Genomic DNA, 13,078 nt, shown 5'->3' on the forward strand with positions numbered 1-13,078 from the left:
CGCACACCGCCAGCGCTCCGCCAGGGTTTGGCCGGAGCAATATCCGTCGGGAGGCGTCCCGTCACCCGGGCGGCGCGGGCCGGGGCTGTGCCGGGACGTGCCGGGAAATCGGACAGGGACGGAACAATCGCCTCACGGAGGGTGTTGCCCCGGTCATGAGCGAACCGATCTCCGTCCACGTCTGGTCCGACGTCGCCTGCCCGTGGTGCTTCATCGGCAAGCGCCGCTTCGAGCGGGCCGTCGCCGGCTTCGACGGGGAGGTCGCCGTGCAGTACCACTCCTTCGAGCTCTCCCCCGACACCCCGGTCGACTTCGCGGGCAGCGCGGCGGACTTCCTCGCCGGCCACAAGCGCCTCCCCGCCGAGCAGGTGGAGCAGATGCTCGCCCAAGTCACGGCCCTCGCCGCCGCCGAGGGGCTGCGCTACGACTACGCCGCCGTGCGGCACACCAAGACCCTCAAGGCGCACGAGCTCATGCACCTCGCGCTGGAGCGCGGGAAGCAGCTGCCGATGGTCGAGGCGCTCTTCTCCGCCTACTTCGAGCAGGGCCGGCACGTCGGCCACGTCGACGACCTCGTCGAGCTCGCCACCGCCGTCGGCCTGGACGCCGAGGAGACGCGTGCGGCACTGACCGCGGGGACGTACGCCGACCGCGTGGCCGAGGACATCGACCAGGCGCGGCGGCTGGGCATCAACGGCGTCCCGTTCTACGTCGTGGACGGGCGCTACGGCGTCTCGGGAGCCCAGTCCCCGGAGACCTTCCTCTCGGTGCTGCGCAAGGTCGCCGACGAGCGACGCACCGCCGCACAGGTCGGCGACGGACCCTCCGGCGACATCGGTACCCACGACGTGGCACCCGCCGGGGCGGTGCGATGAGCGCCGCGGGCGCGGCCGACCGGTCGGGCCACCCGCGCGTCCGCTCCCTGCCGCCGGCGGCCCCGGAGCCGGCGAGCGTGGGGCCCGGGAGCCCGGAGCCCGGGAGCCGGGCGCCCGGGAGCCTGGAGCTCGTTGCGCCCGACCCGGACGCGGGCTGGTGCACCGACGGCGTCTGCCTGCCTGGGAGCGGGGCGAGCGACCTCTAGCCGCTACTGACGGATCTGGCCGTCGCCCTCGACGATCCACGTCGTCGTCGTCAGCTCGGCCAGCCCCATCGGCCCGCGGGCGTGGAGCTTCTGCGTGGAGATCCCGATCTCGGCGCCGAGCCCGAACTGGCCGCCGTCGGTGAACCGCGAGGATGCGTTGACGATGAGTGCGGCGGAGTCGAGCTCCGTGGTGAACCGGCGCACCGAGGTGACGTCCTGGGTGCAGATCACCTCGGTGTGGCCCGAGGAGTAGCGGGAGATGTGCTCCAGGGCCTCGTCGAGGGAGTCGACCACCTTCACGGCGAGGTCGAGCGAGAGGTACTCGGTCTCCCAGTCGCGCTCGGTGGCGGGCTCGAAGCGCAGCCCGGCCGGCAGGGCCGCGGCGGTGGCCTCGTCCCCGTGGATGGTCACGTCCTTCTGCCCGAGCGCGGCCAGGACCGCCGGCAGGAAGGTCGCGGCGACGTCGCGGTGGACGAGGAGGGTCTCCGCGGCGTTGCACACCCCGGTGCGCTGGGTCTTGGAGTTGAGCACGATCGGCACGGCCTTGGCGACGTCGGCCGTGGCGTCGACGAAGACGTGGCAGTTGCCCACGCCGGTCTCGATGACGGGCACGACGGACTCGCGCACGACGGTCTGGATGAGGTCGGCCCCGCCGCGGGGCACCAGGACGTCCACCAGGCCGCGGGCGCGCATGAGCTCGACGGCGCCGGCCCGGCCGAAGGCGTCGATCGACTGCACGAGCGTTCGGGGCAGCCCCTGGGCGGCCAGCGCGTCGCCGAGGACCTCGACGATGACCTCGTTCGAGCTCGCGGCCGCTGACCCGCCGCGCAGGATGACGGCGTTGCCGGACTTCAGGGCCAGCCCCGCGGCGTCCACCGTGACGTTGGGCCGCGCCTCGTAGATCATGCCCACCACGCCCATGGGCACGCGGACCTGCCGCAGACGCAGGCCGTTGGGCAGGGTGGATCCGCGCACGACCTCCCCGACGGGGTCGGGCAGGGCGGCGAGCTCGCGCAGGGCGTCGGCGATCGCGGCGATCCGCAGCGGGTCGAGGGCCAGGCGGTCGAGTAGGGACTCCTTCATCCCGCCCCGCCGGCCCCGCTCGAGGTCCTCGGCGTTGCCCGCGACGATGCGGTCCGAGGCGTCGACGAGCGCCTCCGCCATCGCGTGGAGCGCCGCGTCCTTGGTCGCGCGGGTGGCCGTGGCCAGGACGCGCGAGGCCTTCTTCGCCTCCCGCGCGATCGCCGTGACGGCGGCGTGGGCGTCGGGCCCCGGACCGGTCGCGCCGGCCGGTGCGGTCGTCATCGTCTCGCTCATGGACCCAGGCTAGACGCGCGGACCCTGCGGCGGCAGGCCCCGTCTCACGGACGGGCCCGGACCTCTGACGTGCGCACCGGCCGAGCGCCCAGCACCCTGGTGCCCGTGACCGTCCTGCTCCTCCTCGCCGGCCTCGCCCTGCTCGTCCTCGGCGGGGAGGTCCTCGTCCGAGGCGCCGGTGGCCTCGCCCGTGCGGCGGGGATGTCGCCGCTGGTCGTCGGGCTCACCGTCGTCTCCTTCGCCACCTCGGCGCCCGAGCTCGCCGTCACCGTCGACGCCGCCCTCTCCGGCAGCCCGGGGCTGGCGGTCGGCAACGTCGTGGGTTCCAACGTCGTCAACATCCTGCTCGTGCTGGGGGTCTCCGGGCTGATCCTGCCGCTGGCCGTGCGCAGCGCGCTCGTGCGCCGCGACGTGCCGGTGATGATCGGGGCGTCCGTCCTCCTGCTGCTCCTCGCGCTCGACGGAGCCGTCACACCGGTCGACGGCGTCGTGCTCATGGCGGTCCTCCTCGCCTACGTCGGCTGGACGGTCCTCGGGAGCCGGCGGTCCGGCGTCACCGCGCGCGACCCCGCCGAGGTGCCGCGCACGGCCCGGCACGTGGCCCTGGACCTGCTGAGCGTCGCCGCCGGGGTCGGGCTGCTCGTCCTCGGGGCGCGGTGGCTGGTCAGCGGTGCCACCGACGTCGCCACCGCGCTGGGGATGAGCGACCTCGTCATCGGCCTGACGGTGGTCGCGGTGGGTACCTCGCTGCCGGAGCTCGCGACGTCGGTCATCGCGGCGGTGCGCGGCTCGGTGGAGATGGCGGTGGGCAACGTCGTCGGGTCGAACATCTTCAACATCGGGGCCGTCATGGGTGTGGCCGCGGTCGTCGCCCCCGGCGGCGTCCCGGTGGACCCCGGCGCGGTCCGCTTCGACCTGCCGGTGATGGTGGCCGTCGCGTTGGCGCTGCTGCCGGTGGCGTTCACCGGGTTCACGGTCGCCCGCTGGGAGGCGGCGCTGTTCGTGGCCTACTACGCCGCGTACGCCGCCTATCTCCTCCTAGACTCCGCGGGCCACGACGCCCTCGCCCCGTTCAGCACGGTCATGCTCGTCTTCGCCCTGCCGATGACCGCGCTGACCCTCACCCTCCTCGTGGGGTACGAGCTCGGGCGGTCCCGCGGGGGTGGCCCACCTCGCACCGGCGTGCCGGAATGATCTCGGCGCGGCAGTGTTGACACCACTGAGACCGACCCGCCGTCCGCCGACCCGGAAGAGGAAGCATGGCTACCAAGAACATCACGCTCGAGCAGTTCGAGCAGACCGTCAGCGCCGAGGGCATCACGCTCGTCGACTTCTGGGCCGACTGGTGCCAGCCCTGCAAGCGGTTCGCCCCCGTGTTCGAGGAGGCGTCGGAGACGCACCCGGACATCACCTTCGCCAAGGTCGACACCGAGGCCGAGCAGGAGCTCGCCCAGCAGCTGCAGATCACCGCGATCCCCACGCTCATGGCGTTCCGCGACGGCATCCTCGTCTTCTCCCAGGCCGGCGCGCTGCCGGCCAAGTCCCTCGAGCAGCTGGTCGACGGCGTGCGCGAGCTGGACATGGACGACGTGCGCAAGCAGATCGCCGAGCACGAGGAGAGCCACCAGCACTGACGCGCTGCCGGTGACGCACAGGGCCCACCCCGTTCGGGGTGGGCCCTGTCTCATCCCGTCGGTCGGTCGGTCGAGCCGAGGCCGGTTCAGCGGGGAAGAAGCGTCGGACCGGGGCAGATACGACGGCGCACCGCCGTCGAATGCTCCCCGGCATCGTCCCCAGCAACGTTGAGCGCTCGGCGCGCCCGGCCGTGCCGCCCACGCCGACCGCTCGGCGCGCCCGGCCGTCCCGATCAAACCGGCCGTTCGCGCCTGCTCCGACCGTGAGCGCTACGCGGGCCGGGCCGCCGCGCGCCGACGGTGCTCGGCGACCTTGTGGCGGTTGAGGCACCCGGCCGAGCAGAACTTCTTCCGGCCGGCCGGCGAGGAGTCGGCGAACGCGTCCGCGCACCGCACCCCCTCGCAGAGGCCGAGCCGGTCCGCGCCGCGCACGTGCACCCAGTCGAGCAGGCCCACCCCGAGGGCGGCGCGCAGGGTGGCGCGCGCGTCCTCGACCTCCCAGGCGATCTGGCCGTCCGTGCCCAGGCGCGGCGTCGGTCCGGCCGGAGCGAGCAGGTCGTTGACGGCGGCCGTGACGTCCTCGTCGTGCTCGGACCTCACGAAGACCTCGTACGCGTCGTCTGCCAAGGTGTGGAGCTTCTCTACGGCGAACGGCGGCAGGTCCTGCGCGACCGGCCCGAGCACCTCGTCCAGGGACCGGTACCCCTTGTCCTCGTCCTGCGCCGCCCGGCGCGCACGGACCGAGTAGTGGTTGACGAAGTCGACGACGGCGGTGATGTCGAGCCGCGGGACGGTGACCATGCCCCCATGGTAACCCCTCGCTGCCACTCTACGGGTTACATACGACCCGGCCCCGATCCGCGATCCGGACGGGAACATCGCGGCACACCCGGTGGTTGTAACCCGCAACACCTTGCCATAGGGTTACATCTCAGGTAACCTGTATCACATCACCAACAGGTTACTTCTGGGGGTCGGGGCCCGCCCCGACCACCCACCCCGGCACCTCGGTGCCGACGGCAACGAAGCCAGACACGAGCAGCAGGAGATGGACCGTGGACCACAGCTGGGGATACGCGACCGTGATGTTGAGCTCCGTCCGCCACGCCGAGCTCATCGCCGAGGCGGAGAACTACCGGCGGCTGCAGGCTCTGCCCCGTGCGCCCCGCCCGCGGACCGGCCGCACCGGCCGGGCGCTGCGCGAGCTCGCGGCGTGGCTGCGCCACCCGGCGCGGGTCGAGGAGCGCTGGACGCTGGCCCACTGAGCCGCTCGAGGGCGGCGGGCCTGGCCCGGCTACAGGGTGACGTACCCGCCGTCGGCGGCGATGCGGTCGGCGTCCGGGTCGTCGAACCAGGTGCCGTTCTCGCCCAGGTACCGGAAGTGGACGTCCGTGCCGGCGGGCACCGTCACGGCGACGGACATGGTCCCGTTGCTGCGCCGCTTGAGCACGTGCGCGCCGGGCGTCCAGTCGTTGAACGTCCCGACGACGCTCACGACGCCGGCCGGGTGGTCGGCCGGGAGGGCGAAGGTGAGCTTGCGGCCGGCGGCCGGGGCGGTGGACTGCTTGATCACGGTGTTCCTCTCGACGGTGGCCTCTCACGGCGAGCGCCAGCACGGATTCTGCTGGGACGCGAGCCGGGAGCGGGGCAACCGACGGGTGAGGTCCGACACAGGCGACGTCGGCGCAGGTCACGCGCCCCGATCGGCTCCTCGCCGGCGTGTCCCGCCGCTGCGGGCCTGCGGTCCCGACCAGCCAGGAGCCGACGCGCGCGGTGGGTACCCCGAGCGGGAGGGCCTGACCGCGGGGCCGGGGTCAGGGGGATCTCAGGGGCCGTTCAGGGCCGATCCCCGATGACCGCCCACCTCGCCGGTGCCAGGCTCGAGACGACCCCGAACACGAACCGAGGAAACTCCCATGCTGCTCCCCCGTCTCCCCCTCTTCATCGCCGCCGTCGTCAGCTCGGTCCTCCTCGTCGGCTGCTCCACCCCGCTGACCTCCGGCCCGCGGACCGGCGAGGACCGTGACATCGACGGCACCGTCACCGCCGTCGACCTCGACGGCTTCGGTCGCGTCCGGCTCACCGTCGGCGCGGAGCCGTCCCTGCACGTCACCGCCGGCCGCAACGTCCTCGACGACGTCGTCACCGAGGTCCGCGACGGCGTCCTCCACCTCGACGTGCGCGGCGGCGGTCTGCGCATGGTCAACCAGGACATCACCTACGACGTCGTCCTGCCCGAGGTCCAGGGCATCACGGTCGGGGGCGCGGGCGACGTCGAGGCCCTCCTGGAGCCGGGCGACGCCCTCGCCGTCGCACTCGACGGAGCCGGCCGCATCGTGGTCGACGGTGTCGACGTCGACGTCCTGCGCGTCGAGATCGACGGGGCCGGCGAGGTCGAGCTCGTCGGCAGCGCGCAGCGGCAGTCCGTGAGCCTCGGCGGGGTCGGCAGCTACTCCGGGGAGAACCTCGACTCCGTCGACGCCGAGGTCGTCGTGGGCGGCGCCGGCAGCGCCGACGTCACGGTCACCGGCTCGCTCGACGCCCGGGTCGACGGCGTGGGCTCCGTCTCCTACGCCGGCGGCGCGGACGTCACCGAGCAGGTCGACGGCGCCGGGTCCGTGCACGCCCGCTGACCCCTGGAACGCAGCCGCCCTGGGCCACGCGCCCGGGGCGGACTACCGTGGGGACCGAGCAAGGAGGCCGCCATGAGCAACGAGCCCGCGGACGCCGACGCGCTGGGTCCTCTGGTCAAGTCCCTGGTCGTCCCGCTCCCGCCCGAGAAGGCGTTCGAGCTCTTCACGACCGGCATGAGCCGGTGGTGGCCGCTGGACTCCCACTCCGTCGGCGAGGACCACGCGCACGCCGTCCTCGTCGACGGCACCGTCGGCGGCGCCGTCACCGAGTGGATCGACGACGGCCGGTCGGAGGTGTGGGGCCGTGTGACCGCGTGGGAGCCCCCCGGGCGCGTCGCGCTCGACTGGTTCCCCGGGCACCCCGAGAAGGAGGCCACGCACCTCGAGGTGACCTTCGTGCCCGCCGACGGCGGGACACGGGTCGAGCTGACCCACTCCCGGTGGTCGGCCCGGTCCGACGGCGAGCTCGCCCGGGCGGAGTACGACCCCGGCTGGGACTACGTCCTCGGGCGGTACGCCGGCCGCGCCGCCGCCCCCTGACCACCGCCACCAGCCACTCGTGACCACCCGGGCCGGCGAGACCTCGCCACACGCGGCCCCGCGACGCCCCGGTGGCTACCCGCCCGGGCCGAGCACCCGCCCGAAGCAGAGGCTGACGTCGGCGATGGCGGCGTACTCGCCGTAGACGGGGATCGCCGCCCAGCCGGCCGCCTCGTAGAGCGCGACCGCCTCGGGCTGACGGGTCCCGGTGTGCAGGACGAGGGCCCCGGCTCCCCGCCGGGAGGCGGCGGCGGTCACCTCGGTGAGCATGCGCGAGGCGAGGCCGAGCCGCCGGTGCGTGGCGGCGACGAAGAGCTTCTTGACCTCCAGCGGCGCGGGCACGCCGGCGACGTCCACCGGCTCGGGCAGGCGCCGCAGCGACCCGCACGCGACGGGCTCGTCGCCGTCGAACGCGACGAGGGTCAGGACCATCTCCGCCGGGACGGGGCTGAGCGCGGGCCCGAGCCGGTGCGCCTGGTCGGCGTACCGGGGGTCGATCTCGGCGCCCATGCCGGTGCGCAGCGCGACGGCCGCCGGGTCGTCCCAGGTCACCTCCCGGACGACGACGGCACCCGCCCCGCGGGTCGCGTCCGACGTGGCGAGCCCCGAGCTCACACGACCCCCGCGGTGCCCAGCGCCGTGCCCACCGCGAAGGTCACGGCGAGCGCCAGCGCGCCGCCGACGACCACCCGGGCCGCCGCCCGGCCCTTCGACCCGCCACCGATCCACGCCGCCACCGTCCCGGTGGCCGCGAGGGCGAGGAGGGTGGCGACGAACGTGACCGGCACCCGCACGCCCGGCCCGGGCAGGAGGATCGCCAGGAGGGGCAGGACCGCACCGAGCGTGAACGCGATCGCCGAGGCGAACGCGGCGTGCCAGGGGCTGACGACGTCGTCCTGGTCGATGTTGAGCTCCATGGACAGGTGGGCGGCGAGGGCGTCGACCTCGGTGAGCTCGGTCGCCACCTGCCGGGCCGTGCGCGGGGTGAGGCCACGGGCCTCGTACATCGACGCGAGCTCGTCGAGCTCGCCCTCGGGGTCCTCCGCCAGCTCGCGGGTCTCCCGGGCGATGAGCGCCCGCTCGCTGTCGCGCTGGCTGCTCACCGAGACGTACTCGCCCAGCGCCATCGAGATCGCCCCGCCGACCAGCGCCGCCGCACCGGCCGTCGCGATGGGCCCGGTCGCCGACGTGGCGCCGGCGACGCCGACGACGACGGCGGCCGTGGAGACGATGCCGTCGTTGGCGCCCAGGACGCCGGCGCGCAGCCAGTTCAGACGCTGGGCGAGGTTGGTCCGGCTGTGCGGCTCGACCGGGGCCTGCGGGGTCTGCGTCATGGGCCCAGCACACCACCGGTCCCGGCCGTACGGCAACGCAGGCAAGGCTTGGCTCTCCCGGCTCCGCGCCCGCCCAGGACGGACTCAGGGCGACTCGACGACGACGTCCCCGGGCGCCTTGTCGGGTCGCCACCCGCGCCAGCGGGGGTGGCGCAGACGGCCGTCGCCGGTCCACTCCGAGAGCTCGACCTCCGCGACCCGGTTCGCGGTGACCCAGCGCGCGTCCTTGGCGTCCGGGCGCGGCACGTCCGCCACGGGCGGGGTCCGCCGTTCCTGGCGGGAGAGCTCCTCGACCCAGGTGCGGGCCTCGCGTTGGGTGAAGCCGGTGCCCACGCGTCCGGCGTAGCGCAGCTCGCCGTCGTCGCCCGGCACGGCGACGAGGAGGGAGCCGACCGCCCCTGAGCGGTTGCCCCGGCCGGGCCGCCAGCCCACGACCACCACCTCCTGGGTGAGGGTGTGCTTGATCTTCACCCAGGCGCCCGAGCGCCGTCCGGGGGTGTAGGCGGAGTCCCGCCGCTTGGCGACGACCCCCTCCAGGCCCCACTCCCGGCTCGCGGCCATGGCGGCGTCGACGTCGCCGTCGAACGCCTCGGGGATCTCCACCCGGGAGTCGGCGGAGGCGTCCACGAGGTCGCGCAGGAGCGCCCGACGCTCGTCGTAGGTGCGCCGCAGGGACGACGCGCCGTCGGCCTCGAGGACGTCGAAGAGCATGAGGTGGACCGGCGCGGACGCGCGGGCCCGCTCGATGTCGCGGGGCCGGACGAGGTTGAACCGCTGCTGGAGCAGGGAGAAGCTCGGGCGGCCGCGCCGGTCGAGCGCGACGATCTCGCCGTCGAGGACCGCCTCGCCGGCGCCGGTGAGGCAGCCGGCGACGTCGGCGAGCTCGGGGTAGAGCGTGGTGACGTCGTTGCCGTTGCGGCTGAGGAGGCGCACGTCGTCACCCTCGACGACGACGATCGCCCGGGCGCCGTCCCACTTCATCTCCAGCGCCCAGTCGTGCCCGGCGGAGAGGTCGCCGACGTCCCCGGCCGTGGCGAGCATCGGCGATGGCACGTCGCGGCGGGCGCCGCGGCTCGCGGCCCGCGGCGTCGTCGACCCGGTCGCGGGCCCCGGCACGGTCCTCGGGCTCCTCGACACCGGGCTCCGCGGTGCGGTGTCCTTCGACGCCGCACCCCTCGCCGCGGGCCTCCTCGCCGGGGCGCCCGTCGGCGACGCGGCCCGCCGGCCGTCCGCCATGAGGTGGATGAGCCAGCTGCGCGGCTCCTGCCCGCCCCGCCCGCCGGTGTGGATGAGCGCGAGCCGCGCCGTGCGCCCGGGGCCGTCGGTCTCGAGGCCGCCGCCCTCCTGACCGGTGAGGGTGACGATGACCTCCTTGCCCTCGTGCCACTTGTCGTACTCGTAGGTGCCGGAGTCGAAGATCCGCACCTCCCCGGCGCCGTACTCGCCCTCGGGGATCGTCCCGGCGAACGAGCCGTACTCCATCGGGTGGTCCTCGGTCTGGACCGCGAGGTGGTTCTGGGCCGGGTCGGTGGGCACCCCCTTGGGCAGCGCCCAGCTGACGAGCACACCGTCGTGGGCGAGGCGGAAGTCCAGGTGCCACCGCCGGGCGTGGTGCTCCTGGATGACGAACGTCTGGGTGGCGCCGGTGGTGGGGGCGACGGCGTCGGGCACCGGCTCGGGGGTGCGCTCGGGGTTGCGCATGGACCGGTAGGTGCCGAGGAAGTCGTGACCGGGTACGCCCTGGCCGAACTCGCCGTCACTCTCGGGGAACATCGCGGCCATGGGGTCGCCGAGCCGCCGGGCCCGGTCGAGCACCTCGGCGTGCTCGAGGTGGCGCAGCGTGGGCGAGGCCAGCTCGCGCCACGTCCGCGGGGCGGCCACGGTCGGGCGGGTCCGGCCACGCAGCGAGTACGGCGCCACCGTGGTCTTGCTCCCGTTGTTCTGCGACCAGTCCACGAGCACCTTGCCGGCCCGCAGCGTCTTCCTCATGTCCGAGACGACGAGGTCGCCGTGGTCGGCCTCGAGCGCCCGCGCGAGCTCGTGCGCGATGGCGCTGATCTCGTCCGAGGTGTGCGTGCCGTCCAGGGCCGTGTAGAGGTGGATGCCCTTGGAGCCCGAGGTCACCGGCACCGGCTCCAGCCCCATCCCGCGCAGGAGCTCGCGCGCCCACCGGGCCACCTCGGCGCACTCCGCGAGCCCGGCACCCTCGCCGGGGTCGAGGTCGAGCACCATCCGGTCGGGGTTGTGGCGGGTGCCGTCGTGGGCGAAGCGCCACTGCGGGACGTGGATCTCCAGGGCGGCCACCTGCGCGAGCCAGGCGAGCGTGGCCGGGTTGTCCACGAGCGGGTAGGTCTTGGGACCGGAGGAGTGCTCGATGTCCGCCCGCACCACCCACTCGGGCGCCCCGGCCTCGAGGTTCTTGATGAAGAACACCGCCCCGGGCTGCTCGTCCGTGCCCACCCCGTCCGGCCAGCGCTTGCGGGTGGCGGGCCGGCCGGCGCAGTGCGGCAGCATGTACGGCGCGATCTCGGCGTAGTAGGCGAGCACGTCGGCCTTCGTGGTGCCGGTCGCCGGGTAGAGGACCTTCTCGAGGTTGCTCAGCCGCAGGCGGCGGCCGTCGATGCTCACCGTCTGGGTGGTCGCGGGCATGCCTCATCGTGGCGCGCGCCGCTGACCTGCGCATCCTTCCGGCCGGATCACCGGTTGGTTGCGATTCCGTGACGAGTGCCAGGGGTGTCTCTTCCACGAAACACACCTGTGCTAGACAGTCCTCCACACCTGAGCGGGTCGGACCCGCCCAGGGCCGGACCGACGTCGGCCCGGGCCGATCATCGAACCAAGGAAGTGGACCATGGCATCAGCTGGACACCGGCGCCGGGGCCTGACGGCCCTGGGCGTCTCCGCAGCCCTCGCGCTCGTCCTCGCCGCCTGCGCCGAGACCGAGACCCCCGACGACGCCGCGGGCGGCGACGCCGGGACCGACGGTGGCGGCAGCTCCGAGGCGATCGCCGTCGGCACGACCGACGTCATCACCTCCCTGGACCCCGCGGGCAGCTACGACAACGGCTCCTTCGCGGTGCAGAACCAGGTCTTCCCGTTCATCATGAACACCCCCTACGGCAGCCCCGACGTCGAGCCCGACATCGCCGAGAGCGCCGAGTTCACCTCCCCCACGGAGTACACGGTCACCCTCAAGGAGGGCCTGACCTTCGCCAACGGCAACGAGCTGACCGCCTCGGACGTGAAGTTCAGCTTCGACCGCCAGCTCGCCATCGCCGACGGCAACGGGCCGTCCTCCCTGCTGTACAACCTCGACAGCACCGAGGCCGTGGACGACCTCACGGTCGTCTTCCACCTCAAGAGCGAGAACGACCAGATCTTCCCCCAGATCCTGTCCTCCCCCGCCGGCCCGATCGTCGACGAGGACGTCTTCGCCGCCGACGCGCTGACCCCGGCCGACGAGATCGTCGAGGGCAACGCCTTCGCCGGGCAGTACGCCATCACCGACTACACCGAGAACGAGCTCATCGCCTACGAGGCGTTCGAGGACTACCAGGGCGTCCTGGGCCCGGCCGAGACGGCCAACGTCACCGCCCAGTACTTCGCCGACGAGACCTCGCTCAAGCTCGCCGTCCAGGAGGGCGACGTCGACGTCGCGTTCCGCTCCCTCAGCCCCACGGACCTGGAGGACCTGCGCGGCGACGACAACGTCGTCGTCCACGACGGCCCCGGTGGCGAGATCCGCTACATCGTCTTCAACTTCAACACCCAGCCCTTCGGTGCCACCACCGAGGAGGCCGACGAGGCCAAGGCGCTGGCCGTGCGCCAGGCCGCCGCGCACCTGCTCGACCGCGACGCCCTGTCCGAGGAGATCTACGCGGGCACCTACACCCCGCTGTACTCCTACGTCCCGGAGGGCCTCACCGGTGCGGTCGAGCCGCTCAGGGACCTCTACGGCGACGGCGACGGCGGGCCCGACGCCGAGCAGGCCGCCCAGGTCCTCGCCGACGCCGGCGTGGCGACCCCGGTCGAGCTGAACCTGCAGTACAGCCCCGACCACTACGGCGCCTCCTCCGACGAGGAGTACGCCCTCATCGAGTCCCAGCTCGAGGCGGACGGCATCTTCGACGTCACCCTCCAGTCGACCCTGTGGGACACCTACTCCACCGAGCGCCGCGAGGACCTCTACCCGGCCTACCAGCTCGGCTGGTTCCCGGACTACTCCGACGCCGACAACTACCTCACCCCGTTCTTCCTCACGGAGAACTTCCTGGGCAACCACTTCTCCGACCCGGCCGTGGACGAGCTCATCCTCGAGCAGGCCACGACCGAGGACGAGGGCGAGCGCACCGCCCTCATCGAGGAGATCCAGACGACGGTGGCCGAGCAGCTCTCGACCCTGCCCTACCTCCAGGGCGCCCAGGTCGCGGTGTCCGGCACGGACATCGACGGCGTCACGCTCGACGCGTCGTTCAAGTTCCGCTACGCCCCGCTGACCCGAGGCTGACGACCCGCGAACGGGATGCCGCCCACCGGCGG

13 protein-coding genes are annotated in these 13,078 nt (G+C 73.6%); 7 read left to right on the top strand and 6 right to left on the bottom strand.

Annotated features, from left to right (window positions below):
• Nucleotides 1–155: 155 nt before the first annotated feature.
• Nucleotides 156–875 (top strand): DsbA family oxidoreductase, encoded by a 720-nt coding sequence (locus AAEM63_RS12030; RefSeq protein WP_341358512.1) that lies wholly within the window; start codon nucleotides 156–158, stop codon nucleotides 873–875.
• Between the two features lie 209 nt (nucleotides 876–1,084).
• Here AAEM63_RS12030 and AAEM63_RS12035 read toward each other — a convergent pair whose 3' ends face one another.
• The gene (locus AAEM63_RS12035; protein WP_341358513.1) at nucleotides 1,085–2,398 is read right to left on the bottom strand and encodes a glutamate-5-semialdehyde dehydrogenase; all 1,314 of its coding nucleotides are present in this window, start codon (nucleotides 2,396–2,398) and stop codon (nucleotides 1,085–1,087) included.
• 105 nt (nucleotides 2,399–2,503) lie between these two features.
• On the opposite strand from AAEM63_RS12035, the gene AAEM63_RS12040 reads away from it, so the two are divergent.
• Together AAEM63_RS12040 and trxA are read left to right on the top strand one after the other, a co-directional pair.
• A complete protein-coding gene (locus AAEM63_RS12040; protein WP_341358514.1) occupies nucleotides 2,504–3,592 on the top strand; it encodes a calcium/sodium antiporter in 1,089 nt (362 codons plus the stop codon).
• 65 nt (nucleotides 3,593–3,657) lie between these two features.
• Nucleotides 3,658–4,032, top strand: coding sequence for a thioredoxin (trxA, locus tag AAEM63_RS12045; protein WP_341358515.1), 375 nt, complete (start codon nucleotides 3,658–3,660; stop codon nucleotides 4,030–4,032).
• A 270-nt stretch (nucleotides 4,033–4,302) separates the two neighbouring features.
• Here the strand turns inward: trxA and AAEM63_RS12050 are convergent, their stop codons facing one another.
• Nucleotides 4,303–4,833, bottom strand: a complete 531-nt coding sequence (locus AAEM63_RS12050; RefSeq protein WP_341358516.1) for a CGNR zinc finger domain-containing protein — start codon at nucleotides 4,831–4,833, stop codon at nucleotides 4,303–4,305.
• A 254-nt stretch (nucleotides 4,834–5,087) separates the two neighbouring features.
• Here AAEM63_RS12050 and AAEM63_RS12055 point away from each other — a divergent pair, with 254 nt between their 5' ends.
• Nucleotides 5,088–5,297, top strand: a complete 210-nt coding sequence (locus AAEM63_RS12055; protein WP_341358517.1) for a hypothetical protein — start codon at nucleotides 5,088–5,090, stop codon at nucleotides 5,295–5,297.
• A gap of 29 nt (nucleotides 5,298–5,326) precedes the next feature.
• Here AAEM63_RS12055 and AAEM63_RS12060 read toward each other — a convergent pair whose 3' ends face one another.
• Nucleotides 5,327–5,605: an isoamylase early set domain-containing protein gene (locus AAEM63_RS12060; RefSeq protein WP_341358518.1), complete on the bottom strand. Its 279-nt coding sequence runs from the start codon at nucleotides 5,603–5,605 to the stop codon at nucleotides 5,327–5,329.
• Between the two features lie 343 nt (nucleotides 5,606–5,948).
• Here AAEM63_RS12060 and AAEM63_RS12065 point away from each other — a divergent pair, with 343 nt between their 5' ends.
• Both AAEM63_RS12065 and AAEM63_RS12070 read left to right on the top strand, forming a co-directional pair.
• Nucleotides 5,949–6,665 carry a DUF2807 domain-containing protein gene (locus AAEM63_RS12065; RefSeq protein WP_341358519.1) on the top strand — a complete coding sequence of 239 codons (717 nt, stop codon included), beginning with the start codon at nucleotides 5,949–5,951 and terminating at the stop codon, nucleotides 6,663–6,665.
• A gap of 72 nt (nucleotides 6,666–6,737) precedes the next feature.
• Complete coding sequence (locus AAEM63_RS12070) at nucleotides 6,738–7,205, top strand: SRPBCC domain-containing protein (protein ID WP_341358520.1); 468 nt, start codon at nucleotides 6,738–6,740, stop codon at nucleotides 7,203–7,205.
• A gap of 75 nt (nucleotides 7,206–7,280) precedes the next feature.
• Here the strand turns inward: AAEM63_RS12070 and AAEM63_RS12075 are convergent, their stop codons facing one another.
• The 3 genes from AAEM63_RS12075 to AAEM63_RS12085 form a co-directional block, all read right to left on the bottom strand.
• On the bottom strand, nucleotides 7,281–7,820 hold the full coding sequence (locus AAEM63_RS12075) for a GNAT family N-acetyltransferase (protein ID WP_341358521.1): 540 nt from the start codon (nucleotides 7,818–7,820) through the stop codon (nucleotides 7,281–7,283).
• Nucleotides 7,817–8,539, bottom strand: coding sequence for a VIT family protein (locus tag AAEM63_RS12080; protein WP_341358522.1), 723 nt, complete (start codon nucleotides 8,537–8,539; stop codon nucleotides 7,817–7,819). The genes AAEM63_RS12075 and AAEM63_RS12080 overlap by 4 nt, the downstream gene beginning before the upstream one ends.
• A gap of 84 nt (nucleotides 8,540–8,623) precedes the next feature.
• Complete coding sequence (locus tag AAEM63_RS12085; protein ID WP_341358523.1) at nucleotides 8,624–11,188, bottom strand: ATP-dependent DNA ligase; 2,565 nt, start codon at nucleotides 11,186–11,188, stop codon at nucleotides 8,624–8,626.
• 202 nt (nucleotides 11,189–11,390) lie between these two features.
• On the opposite strand from AAEM63_RS12085, the gene AAEM63_RS12090 reads away from it, so the two are divergent.
• On the top strand, nucleotides 11,391–13,046 hold the full coding sequence (locus AAEM63_RS12090) for an ABC transporter substrate-binding protein (protein ID WP_341358524.1): 1,656 nt from the start codon (nucleotides 11,391–11,393) through the stop codon (nucleotides 13,044–13,046).
• Nucleotides 13,047–13,078: the final 32 nt, after the last annotated feature.

The organism is Georgenia sp. M64, from assembly GCF_038049925.1.
Taxonomy (GTDB): domain Bacteria; phylum Actinomycetota; class Actinomycetes; order Actinomycetales; family Actinomycetaceae; genus Georgenia.

Coding starts and splice junctions, on each gene's coding strand:
- AAEM63_RS12070 (WP_341358520.1), top strand. CDS start 6,738: ATGAGCAACGAGCCCGCGGACGCCGACGCGCTGGGTCCTCTGGTCAAG.
- AAEM63_RS12080 (WP_341358522.1), bottom strand. CDS start 8,539: ATGACGCAGACCCCGCAGGCCCCGGTCGAGCCGCACAGCCGGACCAAC.
- AAEM63_RS12030 (WP_341358512.1), top strand. CDS start 156: ATGAGCGAACCGATCTCCGTCCACGTCTGGTCCGACGTCGCCTGCCCG.
- AAEM63_RS12050 (WP_341358516.1), bottom strand. CDS start 4,833: ATGGTCACCGTCCCGCGGCTCGACATCACCGCCGTCGTCGACTTCGTC.
- AAEM63_RS12035 (WP_341358513.1), bottom strand. CDS start 2,398: ATGAGCGAGACGATGACGACCGCACCGGCCGGCGCGACCGGTCCGGGG.
- AAEM63_RS12090 (WP_341358524.1), top strand. CDS start 11,391: ATGGCATCAGCTGGACACCGGCGCCGGGGCCTGACGGCCCTGGGCGTC.
- AAEM63_RS12065 (WP_341358519.1), top strand. CDS start 5,949: ATGCTGCTCCCCCGTCTCCCCCTCTTCATCGCCGCCGTCGTCAGCTCG.
- AAEM63_RS12085 (WP_341358523.1), bottom strand. CDS start 11,188: ATGCCCGCGACCACCCAGACGGTGAGCATCGACGGCCGCCGCCTGCGG.
- trxA (WP_341358515.1), top strand. CDS start 3,658: ATGGCTACCAAGAACATCACGCTCGAGCAGTTCGAGCAGACCGTCAGC.